This window comes from Pseudomonas sp. LH1G9 (assembly GCF_002949975.1).
Lineage (GTDB): Bacteria > Pseudomonadota > Gammaproteobacteria > Pseudomonadales > Pseudomonadaceae > Aquipseudomonas > Aquipseudomonas veronii.
Genome location: NZ_CP026880.1, coordinates 3476542 through 3494409 on the forward strand (window position 1 = coordinate 3476542; position 17868 = coordinate 3494409).

General features: G+C 51.2%; 19 protein-coding genes and 2 pseudogenes. 13 read left to right on the top strand and 8 right to left on the bottom strand.

Annotated features, from left to right (window positions below; translation table 11 throughout):
* Nucleotides 1-32: 32 nt before the first annotated feature.
* The 4 genes from mqo to C5F70_RS16045 all read right to left on the bottom strand — a co-directional run bounded on the left by mqo (nt 33) and on the right by C5F70_RS16045 (nt 4669).
* Nucleotides 33-1679, bottom strand: a complete 1647-nt coding sequence (mqo, locus tag C5F70_RS16030; RefSeq protein ID WP_104903679.1) for a malate dehydrogenase (quinone) — start codon at nt 1677-1679, stop codon at nt 33-35.
* Nucleotides 1680-2130: 451 nt separating this feature from the next.
* A complete protein-coding gene (locus C5F70_RS16035; RefSeq protein ID WP_046384304.1) occupies nt 2131-2352 on the bottom strand; it encodes a lipoprotein in 222 nt (73 codons plus the stop codon).
* Nucleotides 2353-2491: 139 nt separating this feature from the next.
* Entirely contained in the window at nt 2492-2857 is a 366-nt protein-coding gene (locus C5F70_RS16040) for a DUF6124 family protein (protein WP_104903680.1), read from the bottom strand.
* Between the two features lie 798 nt (nt 2858-3655).
* Entirely contained in the window at nt 3656-4669 is a 1014-nt protein-coding gene (locus C5F70_RS16045) for an IS110 family transposase (RefSeq protein WP_017845878.1), read from the bottom strand.
* A gap of 310 nt (nt 4670-4979) precedes the next feature.
* Here C5F70_RS16045 and C5F70_RS16050 point away from each other — a divergent pair, with 310 nt between their 5' ends.
* The 8 genes from C5F70_RS16050 (at nt 4980) to cysC (ending at nt 10729) form a co-directional block, all read left to right on the top strand.
* Complete coding sequence (locus tag C5F70_RS16050; RefSeq protein ID WP_017848887.1) at nt 4980-5222, top strand: CopG family ribbon-helix-helix protein; 243 nt, start codon at nt 4980-4982, stop codon at nt 5220-5222.
* Nucleotides 5212-5496, top strand: coding sequence for a type II toxin-antitoxin system RelE/ParE family toxin (locus tag C5F70_RS16055; RefSeq protein ID WP_017848888.1), 285 nt, complete (start codon nt 5212-5214; stop codon nt 5494-5496). The genes C5F70_RS16050 and C5F70_RS16055 overlap by 11 nt, the downstream gene beginning before the upstream one ends.
* Nucleotides 5497-6028: 532 nt before the next feature.
* Complete coding sequence (locus C5F70_RS16060) at nt 6029-6211, top strand: hypothetical protein (RefSeq protein ID WP_104903681.1); 183 nt, start codon at nt 6029-6031, stop codon at nt 6209-6211.
* Nucleotides 6212-6282: 71 nt separating this feature from the next.
* Nucleotides 6283-7173 (top strand): nucleotidyltransferase domain-containing protein, encoded by an 891-nt coding sequence (locus C5F70_RS30610; protein WP_158683861.1) that lies wholly within the window; start codon nt 6283-6285, stop codon nt 7171-7173.
* Nucleotides 7174-7199: 26 nt separating this feature from the next.
* On the top strand, nt 7200-7898 hold the full coding sequence (locus C5F70_RS16065; RefSeq protein ID WP_104903682.1) for a JmjC domain-containing protein: 699 nt from the start codon (nt 7200-7202) through the stop codon (nt 7896-7898).
* 1 nt (nt 7899) lies between these two features.
* Nucleotides 7900-9285, top strand: coding sequence for an MATE family efflux transporter (locus tag C5F70_RS16070; RefSeq protein ID WP_104903683.1), 1386 nt, complete (start codon nt 7900-7902; stop codon nt 9283-9285).
* Between the two features lie 11 nt (nt 9286-9296).
* Complete coding sequence (locus C5F70_RS16075) at nt 9297-10106, top strand: sulfotransferase (protein ID WP_104903684.1); 810 nt, start codon at nt 9297-9299, stop codon at nt 10104-10106.
* 2 nt (nt 10107-10108) lie between these two features.
* Nucleotides 10109-10729, top strand: coding sequence for an adenylyl-sulfate kinase (gene cysC, locus C5F70_RS16080; protein WP_158683862.1), 621 nt, complete (start codon nt 10109-10111; stop codon nt 10727-10729).
* Between the two features lie 463 nt (nt 10730-11192).
* Here cysC and C5F70_RS16085 read toward each other — a convergent pair.
* Nucleotides 11193-11567, bottom strand: a pseudogene (locus tag C5F70_RS16085) (lysis protein); the annotation flags it as partial.
* Nucleotides 11568-11667: 100 nt separating this feature from the next.
* Between C5F70_RS16085 and tnpB the strand changes: the two are divergent.
* From tnpB to C5F70_RS16100, 3 genes are read left to right on the top strand one after another with little or no spacing between them, the layout of a single operon-like run.
* Entirely contained in the window at nt 11668-12027 is a 360-nt protein-coding gene (gene tnpB, locus C5F70_RS16090) for an IS66 family insertion sequence element accessory protein TnpB (protein ID WP_046489445.1), read from the top strand.
* Between the two features lie 18 nt (nt 12028-12045).
* Nucleotides 12046-13548, top strand: coding sequence for an IS66 family transposase (locus C5F70_RS16095; protein WP_102619022.1), 1503 nt, complete (start codon nt 12046-12048; stop codon nt 13546-13548).
* A complete protein-coding gene (locus C5F70_RS16100; RefSeq protein WP_104903687.1) occupies nt 13545-13853 on the top strand; it encodes a hypothetical protein in 309 nt (102 codons plus the stop codon). Before C5F70_RS16095 ends, C5F70_RS16100 begins: the two co-directional genes overlap by 4 nt.
* A gap of 98 nt (nt 13854-13951) precedes the next feature.
* On the opposite strand, the pseudogene C5F70_RS16105 reads toward C5F70_RS16100, so the two are convergent.
* Nucleotides 13952-14629, bottom strand: a pseudogene (locus tag C5F70_RS16105) (phage portal protein); the annotation flags it as partial.
* Between the two features lie 805 nt (nt 14630-15434).
* Between C5F70_RS16105 and C5F70_RS16110 the strand changes: the two are divergent.
* Together C5F70_RS16110 and C5F70_RS16115 are read left to right on the top strand one after the other, a co-directional pair.
* Entirely contained in the window at nt 15435-15761 is a 327-nt protein-coding gene (locus C5F70_RS16110; RefSeq protein WP_104903688.1) for a hypothetical protein, read from the top strand.
* A 4-nt stretch (nt 15762-15765) separates the two neighbouring features.
* Nucleotides 15766-16962: a relaxase/mobilization nuclease domain-containing protein gene (locus C5F70_RS16115; RefSeq protein WP_104903689.1), complete on the top strand. Its 1197-nt coding sequence runs from the start codon at nt 15766-15768 to the stop codon at nt 16960-16962.
* 91 nt (nt 16963-17053) lie between these two features.
* On the opposite strand, the gene C5F70_RS16120 is transcribed toward C5F70_RS16115, so the two are convergent.
* Nucleotides 17054-17407 carry a hypothetical protein gene (locus C5F70_RS16120; protein ID WP_104903690.1) on the bottom strand — a complete coding sequence of 118 codons (354 nt, stop codon included), beginning with the start codon at nt 17405-17407 and terminating at the stop codon, nt 17054-17056.
* Nucleotides 17408-17501: 94 nt separating this feature from the next.
* Nucleotides 17502-17846 (bottom strand): hypothetical protein, encoded by a 345-nt coding sequence (locus tag C5F70_RS16125; protein WP_104903691.1) that lies wholly within the window; start codon nt 17844-17846, stop codon nt 17502-17504.
* Between the last annotated feature and the right edge of the window lie 22 nt (nt 17847-17868).

The window sequence follows — 17868 nt, forward strand, 5'->3', positions numbered from 1 at the left end:
TGACCGATCGGCCCCAGTCTCAGGGCCTGGTCTTACAGCGCCAGATCAGACGCCGGTTTGCTCGGCTCAGCCGCAGGCTTGGCAGCCTCGGTGGCCTTGGGAGCGGTCATCTGCGGAATCGCAGGTGGTGGAGTCAGTTGCAGGATACCGGCGGTGTAGGCCCATTCCTTGGCAACAGCCTCAGGACTGTCGTTCAGCTTGGTGCCGTAGCTTGGCACGATCTGATGCAGTTTTTCCTGCCAGGCCGGAGTCGCGACCTTGTCCTTGAACACTTTCTGCAGCACGGTCAGCATGATCGGTGCCGCGGTCGACGCGCCTGGCGATGCACCCAACAGGCCGGCGATGGTGTTGTCGGCGGAGCTGACCACTTCGGTGCCGAGTTTCAGCACGCCGCCCTGCTCTTCGTCACGCTTGATGATCTGCACACGCTGGCCGGCTTGCCACAGGCGCCAGTCGGACTGCTTGGCGTTCGGGAAGTACTCTTGCAGTGCCTTGAAGCGGTCGTCATCCGACAGCATCAGTTGCCCGGCGAGGTACTCGACCAGCGGGTATTCGCGAATACCGACTTTGGTCATCGGCCAGATGTTGTGGGTGGTGGTGCTGGTCAGCAGGTCCAGGTACGAGCCTTCTTTCAGGAACTTGGTCGAGAAGGTCGCGAACGGGCCAAACAGAATCACGCGCTTGCCATCCAGCACGCGGGTGTCCAGGTGCGGCACCGACATCGGCGGCGCGCCCACCGACGCTTTACCGTAGGCCTTGGCCAGGTGCTGCTCGGCGATGGTTGGGTTATCGGTCACCAGGAACGAACCACCCACCGGGAAGCCCGCGTATTCCTTGGCTTCAGGAATGCCCGACTTTTGCAGCAGGTGCAGGGCACCGCCGCCGGCGCCGATGAACACGAACTTGGCGTCGGTTTCGGTCTTGCTGCCATCTTTCAGGTTTTTGTAGCTGACACGCCACGAACCGTCAGCGTTCTTGGTGATGTCCTGCACTTCGCTCGACAGTTTCAGGTCGAACTTAGGCGTGGTTTGCAGGTGAGCGACGAACTGGTGGGTGATCTCGCCGAAGTTCATGTCCGTACCCAGCGGGCTCCAGGTGGCCGCGATTTTCTGGTTCGGGTCACGCCCTTCCATCATCAGCGGAACCCACTTGGCGATCTGCGCCGGGTCTTCGGAATACTGCATGCCAGCGAACAGCGGGCTCGCTTGCAAGGCTTCGTAACGCTTTTTCAGGAACTTGATGTTGTCATCGCCCCACACAAAGCTCATGTGCGGAGTGGAGTTGATGAACGAACGCGGGTTCTTCAGCACGCCCTGCTGGACCTGCCAGGACCAGAACTGGCGGGAGATCTGGAACGCTTCGTTGATTTCGACCGCTTTCGGGATCTCAACGTTGCCGTTCTTGTCTTCCGGGGTGTAGTTCAGCTCGGCGAGGGCCGAGTGACCGGTACCGGCGTTGTTCCAGCCGTTGGAGCTTTCTTCGGCGACGCCGTCGAGGCGCTCGACCATTTCCATCGACCAGCCCGGCTCCAGCTCGTTGAGCCAGACACCCAGGGTCGCACTCATGATGCCGCCGCCGATCAGCAGTACATCGACTTTCTTTGTCTCTTCCGCATGAACGGACGTGATCCCCATCGACAAAGCCAGCCCCAGCAGGGCCGTGTTTACTTTCTTAAACATCAGTAGCACCTATGATAAAACGCCATCCGCCCCACCGCCCCTGAGCCCGGGCAACCCTCGATCACGCCGCGTCAGGCAACGCAGCGCCGGGTTTGCACATTCACTCAAAGACCGCAGGGTGGGCACACAAGGCCGACGCATCGACCTCACTTTTATGTCCCTTCTGCGCTGACTTCTTATCATTATTGGCTTCAGCTACCTGGGCGACAGCCAGCCGCCGGGACGTATACGGGTGTACGTTCCGGAGAAAGACTAGACCGAGATGGCGCGCAGAATATCACGCCAACCGGCGATCATGCGCTGTTTGGCTAATTGACAGCTCTAAAATAGGCGTTTTGGCAAGGCTGATCGGGGTGAGTGTCAAGCCTGACAGACGCGACGTGACGTCACAGACATGGCTATTTGATAGCGGCGGTTCAATCAACACATCCCTGACTGCCCCACCACCCCATCAGTCATCCTGCAACAACCCAGAACCATACTCACCATAACTACTACCCAGCCCACTGCCGCCAAAATTCATCTTGGCGGCCTTGTTGGGGCTGTGGTCACCAAACGCCTGGCATCCCCCTGCAAAACAAGGGTCGCGACTCACGCCCGACGAATCCGACGAACAAGCGCTCAACAGCAACGCGCCGGCGATCATCACGACTTTGACAAGGTTCGAGATCATTTTTTCAGTTCCCTGTGGGTTCGGGGGTTTCCCATAGAGATGATCGTAGGCCTCAACGGCACAGGGAATGATGAAACTTCGCCGGAAGACAGAATGGGTTCAGGTTGCCGCCTTGGGCTAAGGCGGCGGAGGTCGATTGTCAGGCTGTAGCCGGGCTGATGACACGAGCGACTTGGTCATGGGCCCGGTCAACGAGTAGCGCGCTCAGGTCGATCAGTTGTTGAATGCCCAAGACAATGGAGCGCTGGGACTCGTCGAGGTTGAAAGCCACGGTAGCGGCCATTTCGCTGGCGGACGCAAGGTTTTCGGAAGCGTTGGCCAGGAGGGTTTCGGTGTCTATGTCGGGGCTGACGAGGAATAGGTTGTGGGTTGGGTGTTCGTCAGGCGCATTGTCGGTGGATTGAGGCAAGTCACGAGCAATGGCACGTTGAGCTGTGGCGTGAAGCTTGGTATCGACGGGCGAAGGGTCGCGATCAATAGAGAGACTGGGCGTGTTGCTGTGCATGGGCGAAGCTCCAAATAGTGACGGGAGTTAAAACGCCTTTAGCGATACGGACTTCCACCTCCGGCCGCTGGATTGGCAGCGGCTTGAGGAGGTTAGCGGCGGGAGGTTTGAGGAGCAAGTCGAGAAGAATGCGGGATATGTCAGTCGCTAGCCTCAGCCGTCACTGACATTCAGGTGTCTCACATACAGCCAAAAGTCAGGAGACGGCACACCTATGGCCTACGAAATCCATATGGCGAAAAGGGGACACCCATTAGCCGGTCTCAAGTCAAGGCTAAAAGCCAACTCGCCCTGCAGCTTTTAACTGTAGGGTTTCCCTTTGTCTCAACCTGCTCGGTTGAACCCGTCGTACCCGTTTTCTCATCAATGGCTACGACCGAGTCGTGCCTGACACCCATTAGCCGGTCTCAAGTCAAGGCTAAAAGCCAACTCGCCCTGCAGCTTTTAACTGTAGGGTTTCCCTTTGTCTCAACCTGCTCGGTTGAACCCGTCGTACCCGTTTTCTCATCAATGGCTACGACCGAGTCGTGCCTGACACCCATATGGATCAAGCGGTAGCAACACAACACGCACCGCCCTGGCAGTGAACTGCCCCAGAGAAACGTTGGTACCGCCAATGTGTCCAAAACGTGTCACAGAACTGTGGCTCGTGCGCAAAGCGCACGTCCAGTCTCTACTGGCTCACTTAGCGGACGACCCGGTTACAACGCACTCAGGCGGTGATGATCGGACGCCACTCGGATTTTTGGCTCACGTCCAGTCCCCTTTCGGTTGCCCGATCATCACCTGACTCGCCCTTCAGGCGAAACAGCGTTTAGCGTCAAAAGGCTGCTTCTCCTTAAGGATGTGGTAGGTCGCTCGCGCTAGCTTGTGAGCCAGTGCTTTAGTCGCCACCACGCCATTGGTCTTGGCTTTCTTTTTCTCAAAAAATCGTTTGGCATCGTCACTAAATCGCCGCGCAAAATTGGCCGCTTCAATAAAGGCCCAGATCAGGTACGCGTTACCGTTTTTGGCGTTGCCTTCACCCTTCTTTTTGCCGTTGGAGTAGCGCGCACTTTTTACGCACCGAGCATAGGAGGCAAAGTGACCGACCTCTGCAAAACGTCCTATGTCACCGGTTTCCAACATGATGACTGTTGCCAGTACTTCACCGACGCTTGGCATCGTTTTTAGCAACAAATACTCAGGTCGTAATTTGGCCTGTTGAAGCAGTCGCGCTTCAAGCCCGGCGATCTGCGCTTCAAGCGTCTGGATGACCGCCACATTGGCGTTCATTGCCAAAGCCACATCTGTTGGCAGGCCCAGCCTGTCAACGGATGCGGCAGAAAAGCCTTTGATTTCATTGCAGCTAAAACCATGGCCGAACTGGCGTGCGGCAATGTTCTCGACAGCCAGGATATGCTGGGTTCTTGTGCGCACCAGTTGAATGCGTTTACGCGCCAAGTCTCTCAACGCACGCTCCTGAGGCGGATGAATATAGCCCGTCGGTAGAATCCCGAGTCGCAGCAAATGCGCGAGAAATACCGCATCATCCTTGTCGTCTGAATGCTTCAAACCGTCGTAGCGCCTCATCGCCACCGGGTTTGCCAGTTTAACGTCCATGCCCGCGGCCATAAGGCCATCGACCAGCCAATACCAGTTGTACGTCGACTCGACCACCACACCGACCAACTCGTCACGGTGTGGTTCGAGCAGTGAGAGGATCGGCGTGAGCTCATTGGGACAGCGTCGGCTCACCAAGACTCTGTCCGTTTCGTCGGTTACCACGACAACGCTGTTGTTCGAATGCAGGTCTATGCCACAGAATTTCATCACGGCCTCCTCAGCAAAAGTCTAAGTTCGCACGTTGAATTTTGCGCCACCTCCGTGAGGTGGGGAGGCCGGCCAGATGATTCTCAGATTTATTTATAACATCGCTGAAAAAAAGCTAATCACCAGACAGCAAAAAGCCGCCTCATCACCTGCTAATTATTTTGCTGATATCGAAGTCAGACTACGATACCCGGCACCCGGCTTCGAGCTGGCAGAGTAAAAGCCCAGCCACACCTCACGACGACCTGCTGATTCAACCCAGCGTTCCACGGTGTAAGATGCTCCATAACCTTCCACCTTCGAGGCTGTCATGACCGGGATATCCCTAAACCTGCCGGAAGACCTGTCCAACTCTCTCGCCGACCTGGCCAAAACCAACGGCCAGACTGCGACCTACCTGGCGATGGACGTCCTCCGCGACTACATCGAGCACGAAAAAACGCTAACCGCTCAAATCGAGCTGGCGGTGAAAGAAGCCGACCAGGGCAAATTTGCCACCGATGACCAGGTAGCAGCCATGCGCGCCAGGCGCTGGAGCCGGAATGCGGGTTGAGTGGCTTGAAAAAGCACTCAAAAATCTGGAAGACGAAGCAAACTATATAGCTCTCGAAAACCCCAAAGCAGCTGACGACTTCTCCGATGCCATTTTCGCCAGCGTCGACAAACTGGCGCAGTTTCCCTCTATGGGCCGTGAAGGTCGGGTCACAAACACGCGCGAATGGGCAGTACCCAATTGGTCTTATCTGATCCCCTATCGCATACGCGGTGATCGTCTGCAGATCCTCGGCGTATTCCACACACGGCAACGTCCCCGTTCGAAGTGGTGAATGCCGCGGAACACACCTCCAGCACACCCAAGATCCATCCCTGATAAACTACGCCCCATTCGCCCCGCAAACTCAGATCCCCCCATGCCCCTACAAACCACCCCCTTCTCCCGCCGCTTCTCCGTCGCACCCATGATGGATTGGGACTAGCCCTCCCCCAACACCCTTGCCTCACGGGCCGAATCGCTATAACCCTTTCGCGTTGTAGCAATTTCTAAGCAAGTTAAAATCACACTCAAGGGCTCAAGTTCCGGCCAAGCCTAATCCATCTCAGGTTTGCAGCCAGCATAATCTTGATGGCATTCCGGAGCACTGCTTCACCGCTGAGAAAAAGAAAAGTTCCGCCACCAGGCTTGTACTGGTAACAGCAACCTCATCAAGGGGATGGGGTCCCCCACCTAAAATTAAGATTTAAAGTCAAATCAGATAATTTTTTATGATAAAAAAATTAAATTTAAAATCCCTCATTGTTTTTCGACTTTTAGCCAATTACGTTACCCGCTCCGGTTTGCAGATAAATTAAGGAATGATTATGAAATCTCAATCGCAAACTTTCTCAGAAATTAAATTTTCAACGCTGGCAGCAAAAATCAACCGCGCTCAAGCTTCGAGCGCCTCCTGCAACCCTAAAGAAGTAAAAGCCCTTCTTGCCACTAAAGAGCTTTTCAAGACAGGTATGGTTGCCACTATGGACGGTGAACCCCGCTATATGTAAAGGCTCCAGAGATACACACGAAACACCGTAAGAAAAACTCACTCAGAACATGCAAACCGGCCCTTTACTATATGTTTGAAATCCACAGCGACTCCGTAAATACAAAGCGGGAAGGAGAACACCGTTGCGCATTACCATTTTCAATGTGTGCTCTGGAAGTCCAAGCGTTACCTCCCAAAGAACCTACATCCTTAATAGCGAGAAAATTACTTGACGAAAGCCGGCAGCACGTTACTTCATTTCTTTCATTTCATGGCGGTCTCCAATTCACCTCAGATTTGCATGCTGTATTAATTGGAGGGTCATTTGCAAAAGGTACAGCGGACCATTTATCAGACACTGATTTATGTATCGTCCCCTCAAAAAAAAATATCAAGAGCTATCTAAATCAATTAAGTTCTGAGCATGAGCGCCGACAGCACGAGTACCGAGTTGAAATTGAATTCCCGCCAAAAAACAAGCTAGATATTCGTGTAATAAGCCTGGAAGACTTACAGAGCATGGCGCAAAACTTTCAGTCATTTTCAGATATCTCTGCGACTAATCAAGATTGCCTCGCTAATTTCGAGGACGGTATTTATCTTAAGTCCACCCCAAAAATAGATAATCTAATAAGTCAAATAGACTTTACATACGAACATGCAAGACTAATTATTTTAGATAAATTAAAATATATAAAATACTATAATCTTAACAAATTTATTATAAGGAAAGATTTTTTCACCTACAACGAGATTCTTGGAATTTTATACGCGGCCTTCTGTCATATTTTTTTTGCGATAAATGGAAAATTATTTAGAGGTTATAGAAACCTAAATCGCTTTTCTGAAACCTACAACATATATCCAAGATCCGTAATTTCCGCATTTTCTGACTGCTTCGCATCAGCAACGCCCTCCACGAATGAAAACTTACTAATCCAACTTTTAGATTTTAGCAAAGATCTTGAAAAAAACCTTTAAGTCTATTAGCACATAGAGAAATTTCCGTGTTTGAAACAATATTCGGGATCAGCAAGAGTCTTTTATTCCCAAACCACTGGGAAACTTCGCTGATCACCTCAAAAACAAAAACCAAGAACCTAATCACAGGAAGACCGCTAGACTACGCACTCTCTCTGTTGAATGCTCCCATTGAGCACGAAGACCTCCTAATTATCAAAGATAAGACGTACTGCCAACGCAATGCCTATATGTCAAATGGCTTGTGCCTCAAAGAAAATATCAAACATCTAATACAGCAAGAAGGGTGCGCTCTTTATTTGCGCTGGCTGGAAAAATACGATGTGAATTTCAACAGTTTGGTTAACCACTTGAATCTGGAAATGTCGCCATTTAAATTTAATTTTTGTTTATTTTATTCTCCAGCATCAGGAGTTCTTTTTGAAGAACATTTCGATGCGCACGATGCTTTCATAATACAGTTGGAGGGTAGTAAAAAATGGCAGATCTGGCCGGCGATCGTCTCAGAAGTAGAAGCTACCTCAACACCACACTTCTATAGCTCTACAGTTAAAGAACACGTTGCAGAGAATGCTCCGAGCCATGAAATAACGCTAGAGGCGGGTGACGTAATGTACCTGCCTCGATGCACTATTCATCGAGCCTTGCCCACCGGCGATAATTCGAGCCATCTCAACGTATGGATGATACCCCGCCAGCTGAAAAAATTTATATGGGAGATGTGAGATGAGTATTTCAAACCGCATTGCTCACCACGGCCCTCTGCCAGAGTTGCTTCCCTTTCTAAGAGCCGCGATACCGTTAGTGCTGACAAACTGTGTAAACGCAGCACAGAGTATGTTGACCATTTTCCTAGCATCCACTATCAGTTTAAGTGCTGCGGCGTCCGCTGGATATATAAACAGAGCCTACTTTATTTATGGCGCCATTATCATATCAATTAATGGTGCAGGCAGCATAAGACTCAACCGATTGAATGGGAGCCACCAAAGAGCCGAGTTCGAAAAAGTTTTAAAACGTATGGTCCGTTTTTCGATACTAGGTGCGGCGACCTGCTTTGCCATATTTTTTCTTGGCTCTCATTACATAGCCAAACTCTCAAACCCTGAAAATACTGTAGACACTGTCCCGCAGTACCTGCGCTGGATGGCAGTTTCTTATATAGCTATCACGTTAGCGAGTCCCTATTATATGGCCCTAATCGCAAAAAAAAGGGGCAGCTATATTTTGAAATCCGTACTAATCTCACTGATCATTGGAAGCACCTTTTCTGCGATTAGTATCTTACACCTAAAACTAAGCCTATCTTACTTAGGAGCGGGCTGTGCACTGGCAGAAGTAATCTATCTCTTTCTGATTATTAAAGCCTATAAGCGCCTATCTACGACCGCGCCCCCCACAACAACGCAGAATATTTCCGACACAAAACCGGAGTTTAAAAATAGCTTTGCAAAAGATGCTAGTAATTTATTCCTAGCAATGATTATTTCGACACTGGTAGATTTTTTAATCCTCTATATTCTTGTAGAGGATACACAATTCGTTGCATTGATGAGTTTTTATTTTTCGACTACTGCCATGCTTCAGGGGATATCCTTGGGCTTTGCAACTGCCGCCTCTGTCTCCATCGCGGAAGCTATCAACAAAAACAAAACCACTTACATCACTACGGTGATAGGATACTTACTATATAGCTTGCCTCTTGCACTGATCTGCGCCCTGGCATGCTATGGCTACCTGTACCATACGTTTCTACAAGGCAACAAGCTACCTACACACGTACCATACTACATCATAGTTCAAATAAGCCTGATAACATTTATCAGTTGTATCACACTATTTTCCCAACGAGCGATTCTACGTGCTAAAGGGGATACAACCTTTATAAAAAGGTTAGCATTTATAGTATCTGCCATAATCAAATTCCCTCTTGTCTTTTATATTTCTCAAGATCAGCCAGCATCAGATGAGCGAACCAGTCTTTTGTTCTCGGTTTTTTTGCTTTGTAGTCTTATTGGGCTGATCGCAATAGGGTTTCGCATTTCAAGATCCTTTCATATCGAAGGTGTAGTTTCGCCTGCTGCTGCACCTGCTGCGAGCACTAACTCATGAGGACTTCTTAAATGATCGATATGATTTTTGTGTGTGGATGCCCTCGCTCTGGAAACACCCTGATGGGAGAACTGCTAGGGACGCTGGACAAAGTCAATTATTGCGGAGAGTTAGGCGTATCGTACTTCTCAACCCAAGTTAGTAAGGAGGCCTTTAGGCGAACTCCTACCCCTTACACAGAGGCCTATCGCGCCAACTTAATGGGTAACGCTTTGGATTTTCTTGATGAAATCAGATCATCCAGTTCAGAAAAGTCTATTATTTGTGACTCGACACCTTGGAATGCACGGATACTTACACAACTTCAGACACTACATCCAAATGCACTATTTATTTATATGTTTCGTCACTATTCGGGGGTTATTCATAGTCTAAGGCGCTCTTGGAGCCTCGGGTACGAATGGGCGGGACCGAAAGACGAAGATCGAGCACAGTTATGGAACGATCTCAACAACCGAATCCTAGAATGCAGTTACCACTCCTCGATAGGTGTCAACTACGATGAACTTTGCACGCATCCCGTTGAGACGCTTAATTCTCTAAATAAAAAACTTAATAATTATGGGATTTCGGGTAGCTTTGAAAAATCCGTCCTTTCAAAAAGTCACGCCAACAGTTCAGTACGTCCAACACTAGCAACACTCAATGCGCAAGCTGAACTGGTGATCAATCCATTGCCGTCAGAACCTTTCGAGCCTTGGACAGACTCAGACGCGAAGCCACTGGCTTCAGTCCTTAACAAAACTTACACAAAACTGTTGGGCAAGTTCACCACTCCTAACCAGGAATCATTCTGGTCCAACTTTCCTGAAGACAAATGAATATGAACACCCACGACAACCATTCTTCTAGAAGACCACCGCTCGATACAAACCCTCTACCTCTCCAAGGATTATCAATACTATTTACAGGGTTATCGGGGGCTGGAAAATCTAGTATCGCACAAGCCTTAATGGACTACTTACAGCTACAACTTAAAAGAAATGTTACTTTATTAGATGGTGACATTGTACGTACCCACCTTTGCGCGGACTTGGATTTCTCAAGAGAGGGACGTACATCGAATATCGCCCGTATCGCTTATGTCGCATCTGAAGTTGTTAAACATCAGGGGATAGTTTTATGCGCGATTATCGCTCCTTATGCTGATAGCAGGGCCGAAATGCGTAATACAATATTAGAACACGGTTGTTTTCTTGAAGTCTATGTTAATACCCCAATCAGTGTATGTGAAGCTCGAGATGTGAAGGGACTTTATGCAAAAGCAAGAGCCGGGACAATCCACTCTTTCACCGGCGTTTCAGACACCTACGAACCGCCTGTTGAACCTGACTTTATAGTTGATGGAAGTAAAGGTTCGCCATCGTTATCGGCATTGGCGATTATAGACTTTTTGGTGAAAAAGAAATTAATCGAGATGCCAGCAGACGCAATAGTTAGATGACATGACCGGATGCATACGGACATAGGACAAACTGGTACAGTTGAGGACGTACGCGACAGTCATCGCTGACTGACTTGCGCCGACGACTACAACATCCAGCGCTGTGTTTTGAGTGTCTATTTTTTTCTCCCTTGCCACTAAAATATTTCCTTAAGCCCCCCCTCAAAGACGCTCGATTTAAGAAACTTGCGTCGGCTTTTAATGTCCCCATCCGGGCATGACGATCCAGGCGATACTACCCCGATCCGGGGACACCATCACCTTTGACCGACTAGGATCATGAGGTATGGATAACCAACGTGTACTGCGGTTAAGTATGACGGATAGGTTGCGTTGTGAGGATGAATACTCAATGAATCAACTATCAACGCTAATTGCTAAAGCCAGGGCCGGACTTGCAGGGACCATCTGCGGGGAAGGTGGCCGAGTTTGGATGTTGACGCATCCTACCCGGCCGCTCCTTTCACTTCGGTATAGAGACTTCTTTTGCATAGGCCTGACAGGCCCGTAGCGCGATCAGTCCTCGGTCGCCGGCATCGGTGATTCCGATAATTCGTTGAGCATGCGCTGGGTCAAGTTGGGCTCTTGTGGTTCCATGAACCACGCGGCCGGCGGTGCTGGTGGTTGGCATTGAACAGCTGCCGGTGGTGCTGGTGGCGGCGAGTACGACTGACAACCGCAGATCAGTAGTAGCCAGGCGATCACGCAGACGAGCCTGCTTTGTTTGCTCATCGGTCAATTCCTTATGGTGTGTTTGGTCTTTGGCCTGAAGACGTTGCTCTAGCGCTAAACGCCTGCCCTCCTCCGCTCTCTGCTTATCGGTGGATGCTTGGACCTGTTTGTTTAAAGCATCGTAAGCGATCCATCACCTACACATTCAAAGCCGCCCATTGAAGCCTGATGCTGTGCTCCCGATCTCTTTACGGAGCCAGCACCTCATGATGCGTCCCGACGCCAAAGTCGAAAAAGTCTACCTCTACCCCAAGCCCGTGGATTTTCGAAAATCCATCGACGGCCTCGCCGCCCTGGTCGAGCTGGATATCAAGGTGGCGGTATTCGACCCGGTACTTTTTGTTTTTCTAAATCGCCCCCGTAACCGGGTGAAAATCCTTTACTGGGAGCGCAATGGCTTTTGCCTTTGGCTCAAGCGCCTGGAGTCCGAGCGTTTCAAAACCTCGCCCGACGCGACTGACGAAGCCATCGTATTGAGCGTCCAGGAACTGAACTGGCTGCTTGACGGTTTTGACCTGTGGCGCAACCGTCCGCATCAGGTTTTGACGCCGCGATTTGTTGCTTGATTGGGTATAATCCGGGCCATGACTTCGATGCCCGACAACCATCCCGATGACCCGGCTGCGCTCAAGCAATTACTTGCTCAGATGCAGTCGAAAGTCGCTCTTCTTGAAGAGGAAAATGCACTGCTTCGTCAGCGCCTGTTCGGACGAAAATCTGAGCAAACCGTTGATCCGATGACACCACAGCTGCCGTTGTTCAATGAAGCTGAAAGTATCGCCACGCCAGTGCCCGTTGATGCTGAGGAAGAAGTTGTCGCCCCGACCAAACGCCGTGGCAAACGCAAGCCTCTACCCGCTAACTTGCCACGAATCGAAGTCATCCACGAACTCCCCGAACACGAACTGACCTGCATTTGCGGCTGCCGCAAACATACCATCGGCGAAGAAACCAGCGAACAGCTGGAGATCGTGCCGATGCAGATCCGGGTGATCAAACACATCCGCAAGGTCTACGGCTGCCGTGGTTGTGAAACTGCACCGGTCACCGCCGACAAACCCGCGCAACTGATCGAAAAAAGCATGGCCAGCCCCAGCGTGTTGGCCATGTTGCTGACCGCCAAGTATGTCGATGGCCTGCCGCTGCACCGTTTCGAAAAAGTCCTCGCTCGCCACGGTGTCGATATCCCGCGTCAAACCCTGGCGCGCTGGGTGATCCAGTGCTGCGAACACTTCCAACCGCTGTTGAATCTGATGCGTGATCGGTTACTGGAAAGTCCGATTGTTCACTGCGATGAAACGCGAGTGCAGGTGCTCAAAGAGCCAGGTCGAGACCCGACCAGCCAATCCTGGATGTGGGTACAAGCCAGCGGCCCACCGGCGCGACCAATCCTTCTTTTTGACTACACCACCAGTCGAGCGCAGGAGGTGCCGTTGCGGCTGCTCGGCGACTATCGTGGCTATTTGATGACTGACGATTACGCCGGCTATAACGCCTTGGCCGCACAGCCGAGTGTCGAGCGTTTGGCTTGTATGGCCCATGTACGGCGCAAGTTTGTCGATGCGCAGAAAGTGCAGCCCAAGGGTAAAACCGGTCGGGCCGATGTTGCGCTGACGATGATCAACAAGTTGTACGGTATCGAACGTGATTTGAAAGAAATGACGGATGAGCAGCGCTTTGCCGGTCGCCAGGAAAAGAGCTTGCCGGTGCTCGCGCAGTTGAAAAGCTGGCTGGAGAAAACTCAGCCGCAAGTCGCATCGCAAAGTGCTCTCGGCAAGGCGCTCAGTTATCTGGGTAGCAACTGGAGCCGGCTGGAACGTTACGTGGAGGCCGGTTTTTTACCGATCGACAACAATGCCGCCGAAAGAGCGATAAAGCCGTTTGTCATAGGGCGCAAGGCATGGTTATTCAGCGATACGCCCAAGGGCGCCACCGCCAGTGCCCAGATCTACAGTCTGGTCGAAACGGCTAAAGCCAACGGCCAGGAGCCCTATACGTGGCTGCGCCACGTACTGGAGCGATTACCGCAGGCTGAATCAGTTGAAGATGTTGAGGCGTTACTACCCTGGAATTGGAGGGCATCATGAGTATCAACATTGATCATCTGAGCGTCGATGAGTTAGTGACATTGAATCATCACATTATCGAACGGCTGAAGATGTTGGAGTCATTGGAGGCTCATAAATCGATGATGCAGTTCCATCCGGGAGCACGGGTAAGCTTCGATTCACCCAATGGTGAGCGCCTGTCCGGTACCGTCATGAAGTTCAACCGCAAAACCGTCACAGTGGTAACCGACACCGGCCAGCGCTGGAATATTTCGCCGCACTTACTGTCACCGATCAAAAACGTACAGGCGGGGATGGTGGTGGATATCAGGCCGAAAAAATGAAGTAACTGTGCCGAGAATCGTCTCCGCGCCAGCATGATTTGATTCCTCCCCACCTCAGGCGCCGTCTGTTTGGATAAGTGGGGTTTATGGATCAGTTACATTTCGCTGACCGGAATGATCTGCAGCCCGTCCTTTTTGCCGTTCGGCGAGTACACGAACAAGTTGCGGAAGTTGCCCGACCCCTTGGAATCCTTGAGCGCCTTGCGCAGGGAGTCGACGTCCGCTTCGTTCTGCGCGGCATCGGTCACGTAGAGGATGAAGCCGGCATGACTGCCGTTTTCGTAATATTTGCGACGAAACAGCGTGGCCGACTCGTTCAGCAGTACCGACTGCAAGGCGCTGATCCACTCGGGCAGGCCGTACACTTCCTGATGCAGATCAGCCTCCCGCAGATGGAAAACGGTGCCCTACTCAAATTCGTGCTCTTCCTTCCAGCCCTGGACCATGAACTGCCGACAATCCTTGCCCGAGCGCATGTACTTCGCCAGCGGCGGTACCAGCTCGCGCACCGGGCCGAGCATCGAGCGCCGCCCTTCCAGATAGGCGTTGCCCAGGCACAGGAATTCCGGGGCGAACTGTTCGCATGCCGAGTGCGAAAGCAACCGATGTGGAATAAAGGTCTTGCTTAAAAGGTTGCGCCTGAACATCAGCCCAGAATGCGGATGCACGCTAGAACCCACCGACCGCGCCAGACCGTCCAGTAAAATTGGGCGCGACCCCGGCATATTCCACACACGGCAACGCCCCCCCTCGAAGTGGTGAAGGTCACGAAATACACCTCCCCGACACCTAAGAGACATCCCTGATAAACTGCGCCATTCGCCTCGTTGACTCAGATTGCCAATGTCCCTACAAACTGCTCCGCTATCCCGCTGTTTCTCTGTCGAGCCGATGATGGATGGGATCGACAAACCCGCCTGAAAGCCTTGATTTTACTGGCCCTCCGCAGATCTTCAAGCTGTCCCGTGTGCACTCAGTGTGCAATTTCAGAACCACTCATCGCATCCCTCTCGACCTCTTCACGACCCCTTTTCGTTCTCCATGCCTAGCATCAGTCCAGTCGCTCTCAGAGCTTCACGACAGATCTGTCTGTCCAACCCATGGCACTCACGACTGACACTGCCTACTCAGGTGGGTGAATAGACACCAGGCTCCGCTCAATTGGAGTGCGACATGACCATGAGCCACTCTGGTCTACTGCGTCAGCCCGGTCTCTCGCAATCACCCTCAGTGACATGAAGCCATTTCACTCTCATTGCCTGCGACATTTCCTGGTTCCGCACTCATGTACTGCGACATTTGAGCCTCTCCACACTCGCATACAGTAACCACTATAATATGTCGCATTGACACTTTGCGAAGTCAGAAGTATATCGGGCCATTTAAGGCACTTCTGTTGCCAGAGCTGGCACTTGAGTTGCCATTTGAGGCACTTTTATTGCCATTTAAGTCAAATATTTTTCATAAAACACTTCCACCACCCCTTGCTCCATTTGCATAATAAAACTAGATCTTATGAGTGGCCAGTTGTGTCTATGATAGACATTAAATGAGCTGCTCACTCTCCTTCGGAGGTTGCGCATGGAAAACAATAACAAAAAAGGCAGGCCAACTCTTGATGCTTCAAAACGTCGGGACAAGCCACTCATCATCCGACTCAGCGCCAAAGAGCGAGATGTCATTAAGCGCAAGTGCGAAGAAGCTGGTTATCAGGCCGCTGGTGCTTTCGTGCGTGACTTTCTGATCCACTCGAAAATGCCAGGAAAAGTACGCATTCCCCTGGCTCACATCCAGATTTCTTTGGAACTCCAGAGGATCGCAAGCCTGATCAACAAAGGTGAAAGTTCTGAGCGAATTGTTCAGGAGCTATTTGAAATGAACAATCGCCTGCTGGGCATTGGAGAATAATAAGATGATTGGAAAAATCACAGATAAAGGTGTCGGTTCATTCCGCAACCGGATCGAGTACATCTTTGGGCTGCGAAAGCACGAGCATGCACTCACTACTATCAGGACGATTTGCCGGAATTGCTTTTCTTCCGATCCACTTCGCAATGGCCACGACAAAGACAAAATCGATGTAGAGGGCATGATTGCCGAGTTTGACGCTGTTGAGAAACTGCGAGACAACGCAATTGATAGCGATCGAGTCGTGAAGCCAGTCTGGCACGCAATCCTGTCACTCCCACCAGGTGAAGAGCTGACAGACGTCCAATGGCAGGAAACCGTAGAAATGTATCTCCATGACCTCGGTTTCGGCGACGACAACAAGTGGGTTGCTGTTCTACACGGCGATACTGACCACCAGCACGTGCACGTGGTCGCTAACCGGATCTGCATGAATGAAGAGTTCAGCATGGTGAAGGACAGCAACGAGCGCTCCCGGAGCTGCGATAGCACGTCTAGGATCGAGGATCACTTCGGCCTCAGCAAGGCGCCCGCACCAATCGAAACGTGGGGAACCACCATCACCAGGGGCCAGATGGAAGCCTCTCAGCGCGAAGGTACGACGCCTCTCAAGCACCGAATGGTCGCGAAAATAGCAGGCGCCGTAGAAGCAACCCAGTCCCAGAACGGTGACATGTTCCTGCTCGTTCAACTCCTGCGCCGTCAAAGGGTGTTCGTACACTTCACAAAGAACCAGGAAGGGCAACCAACCGGCATCGCCTACGAATACAACGGCGCCGTAATCTCAGGCCGCAAGCTAAAACGCAGCCGCCTAACATTCCAAAAACTAACCACTCAGGAAGGCATCGAATATGACCCACAAACCTTTCCAGCTCTTGAGGCAGAAGCTGCTCGAAGAGATGAGGAGCGCGAAGAACGAATCCGAATTTTCTATCTCGTGCTCAGAGCCCGTAATCGTCGACCCATCCGTCTCAGCATCAAGGCGCGTCAGCAGCAAGAGCTTGAAGCAACAATCAAGTTGATAATAGCTGCGATCTTGGCTCTATTTGGTATCAGAGCGAATTGGGAGCTCGAAGACAAAAAAGAAGGCGAGCCCTACTACCAGCTCCGCTCCAATTGGACATCATTGCCTCAGGTTGAACAGGAACAGGATGTAGATAACATGTTCAATAACCAAGCCTTGGACAACACATACGGCTGACACAAGAAAGCCCTGCGCTGCAGGGCCATTCTTTGCAAACAAAACCCATCTTCCCCCGCCAATAACTAAAAATCCCTGGAGTTCAGGGATTCTAAAGAAAAAGGGTGCGAGATATGGAATTTGGCTCGTTAAGCACAGCGGAATAGTCGTTGACCATATATCCCTCCCCAAGCAAAAGGTAAGTCGAGTTGGCCGTGACGAATATGCATTTCCGCTCGAAATAGCGCATGTATGTCGTGACGTACGACAGCCCCAAATCCCGGCATTTACGATCTGCGATGATGTGGCCGACGAACATCTTGAAGGGCTTCACGATGCTGTAATCCGGCACCTGTGGCCATTCAAAATGGTCGAAGTCGTTCTCGAAGATGAACCAGTCTCGGACAATCGCAATGGATTGGGCGTCAGACTCGCGGTATATCGCCATTGCCTGGTTTTCACTCATCCCGCTTCCGATTATTGGCGTTGAGTGCTTGCGGAGCGCTGCTAGCTTCTCGGATGGGGTGCCAGGCGGGTATGGGGTGGGTCGCCAAGTCATGCTATTCCGCCTGTGTCGATAGCAGATCCCATGACAATTCTTCGTGATTTGAGACAATCGATCCTTCACCAACAAGCAGGTATGTGGTGTTTTTCGTTAGGAATGTATGACTCCCCAGGAAATGCTTCACGTAACCAGTCACGAGCCGACCCGACCCATCAAATCGATTCTTTTTGTCGGCAAGGACTTTCAGGGCAGTCAATCTGAACGGCTTCACCGTCTCTGATGATCCCGGTACGTTGCCATCGTCGTCAAAGGGTATGTACAGCAAGTACCAGTCTCGGACAACGGCGATCGACTCGACCGAAGACTCGTTGAAGATTCGCATGGCATCAGACTCGCTCATCCCGCTACCTTCCATGGCAACA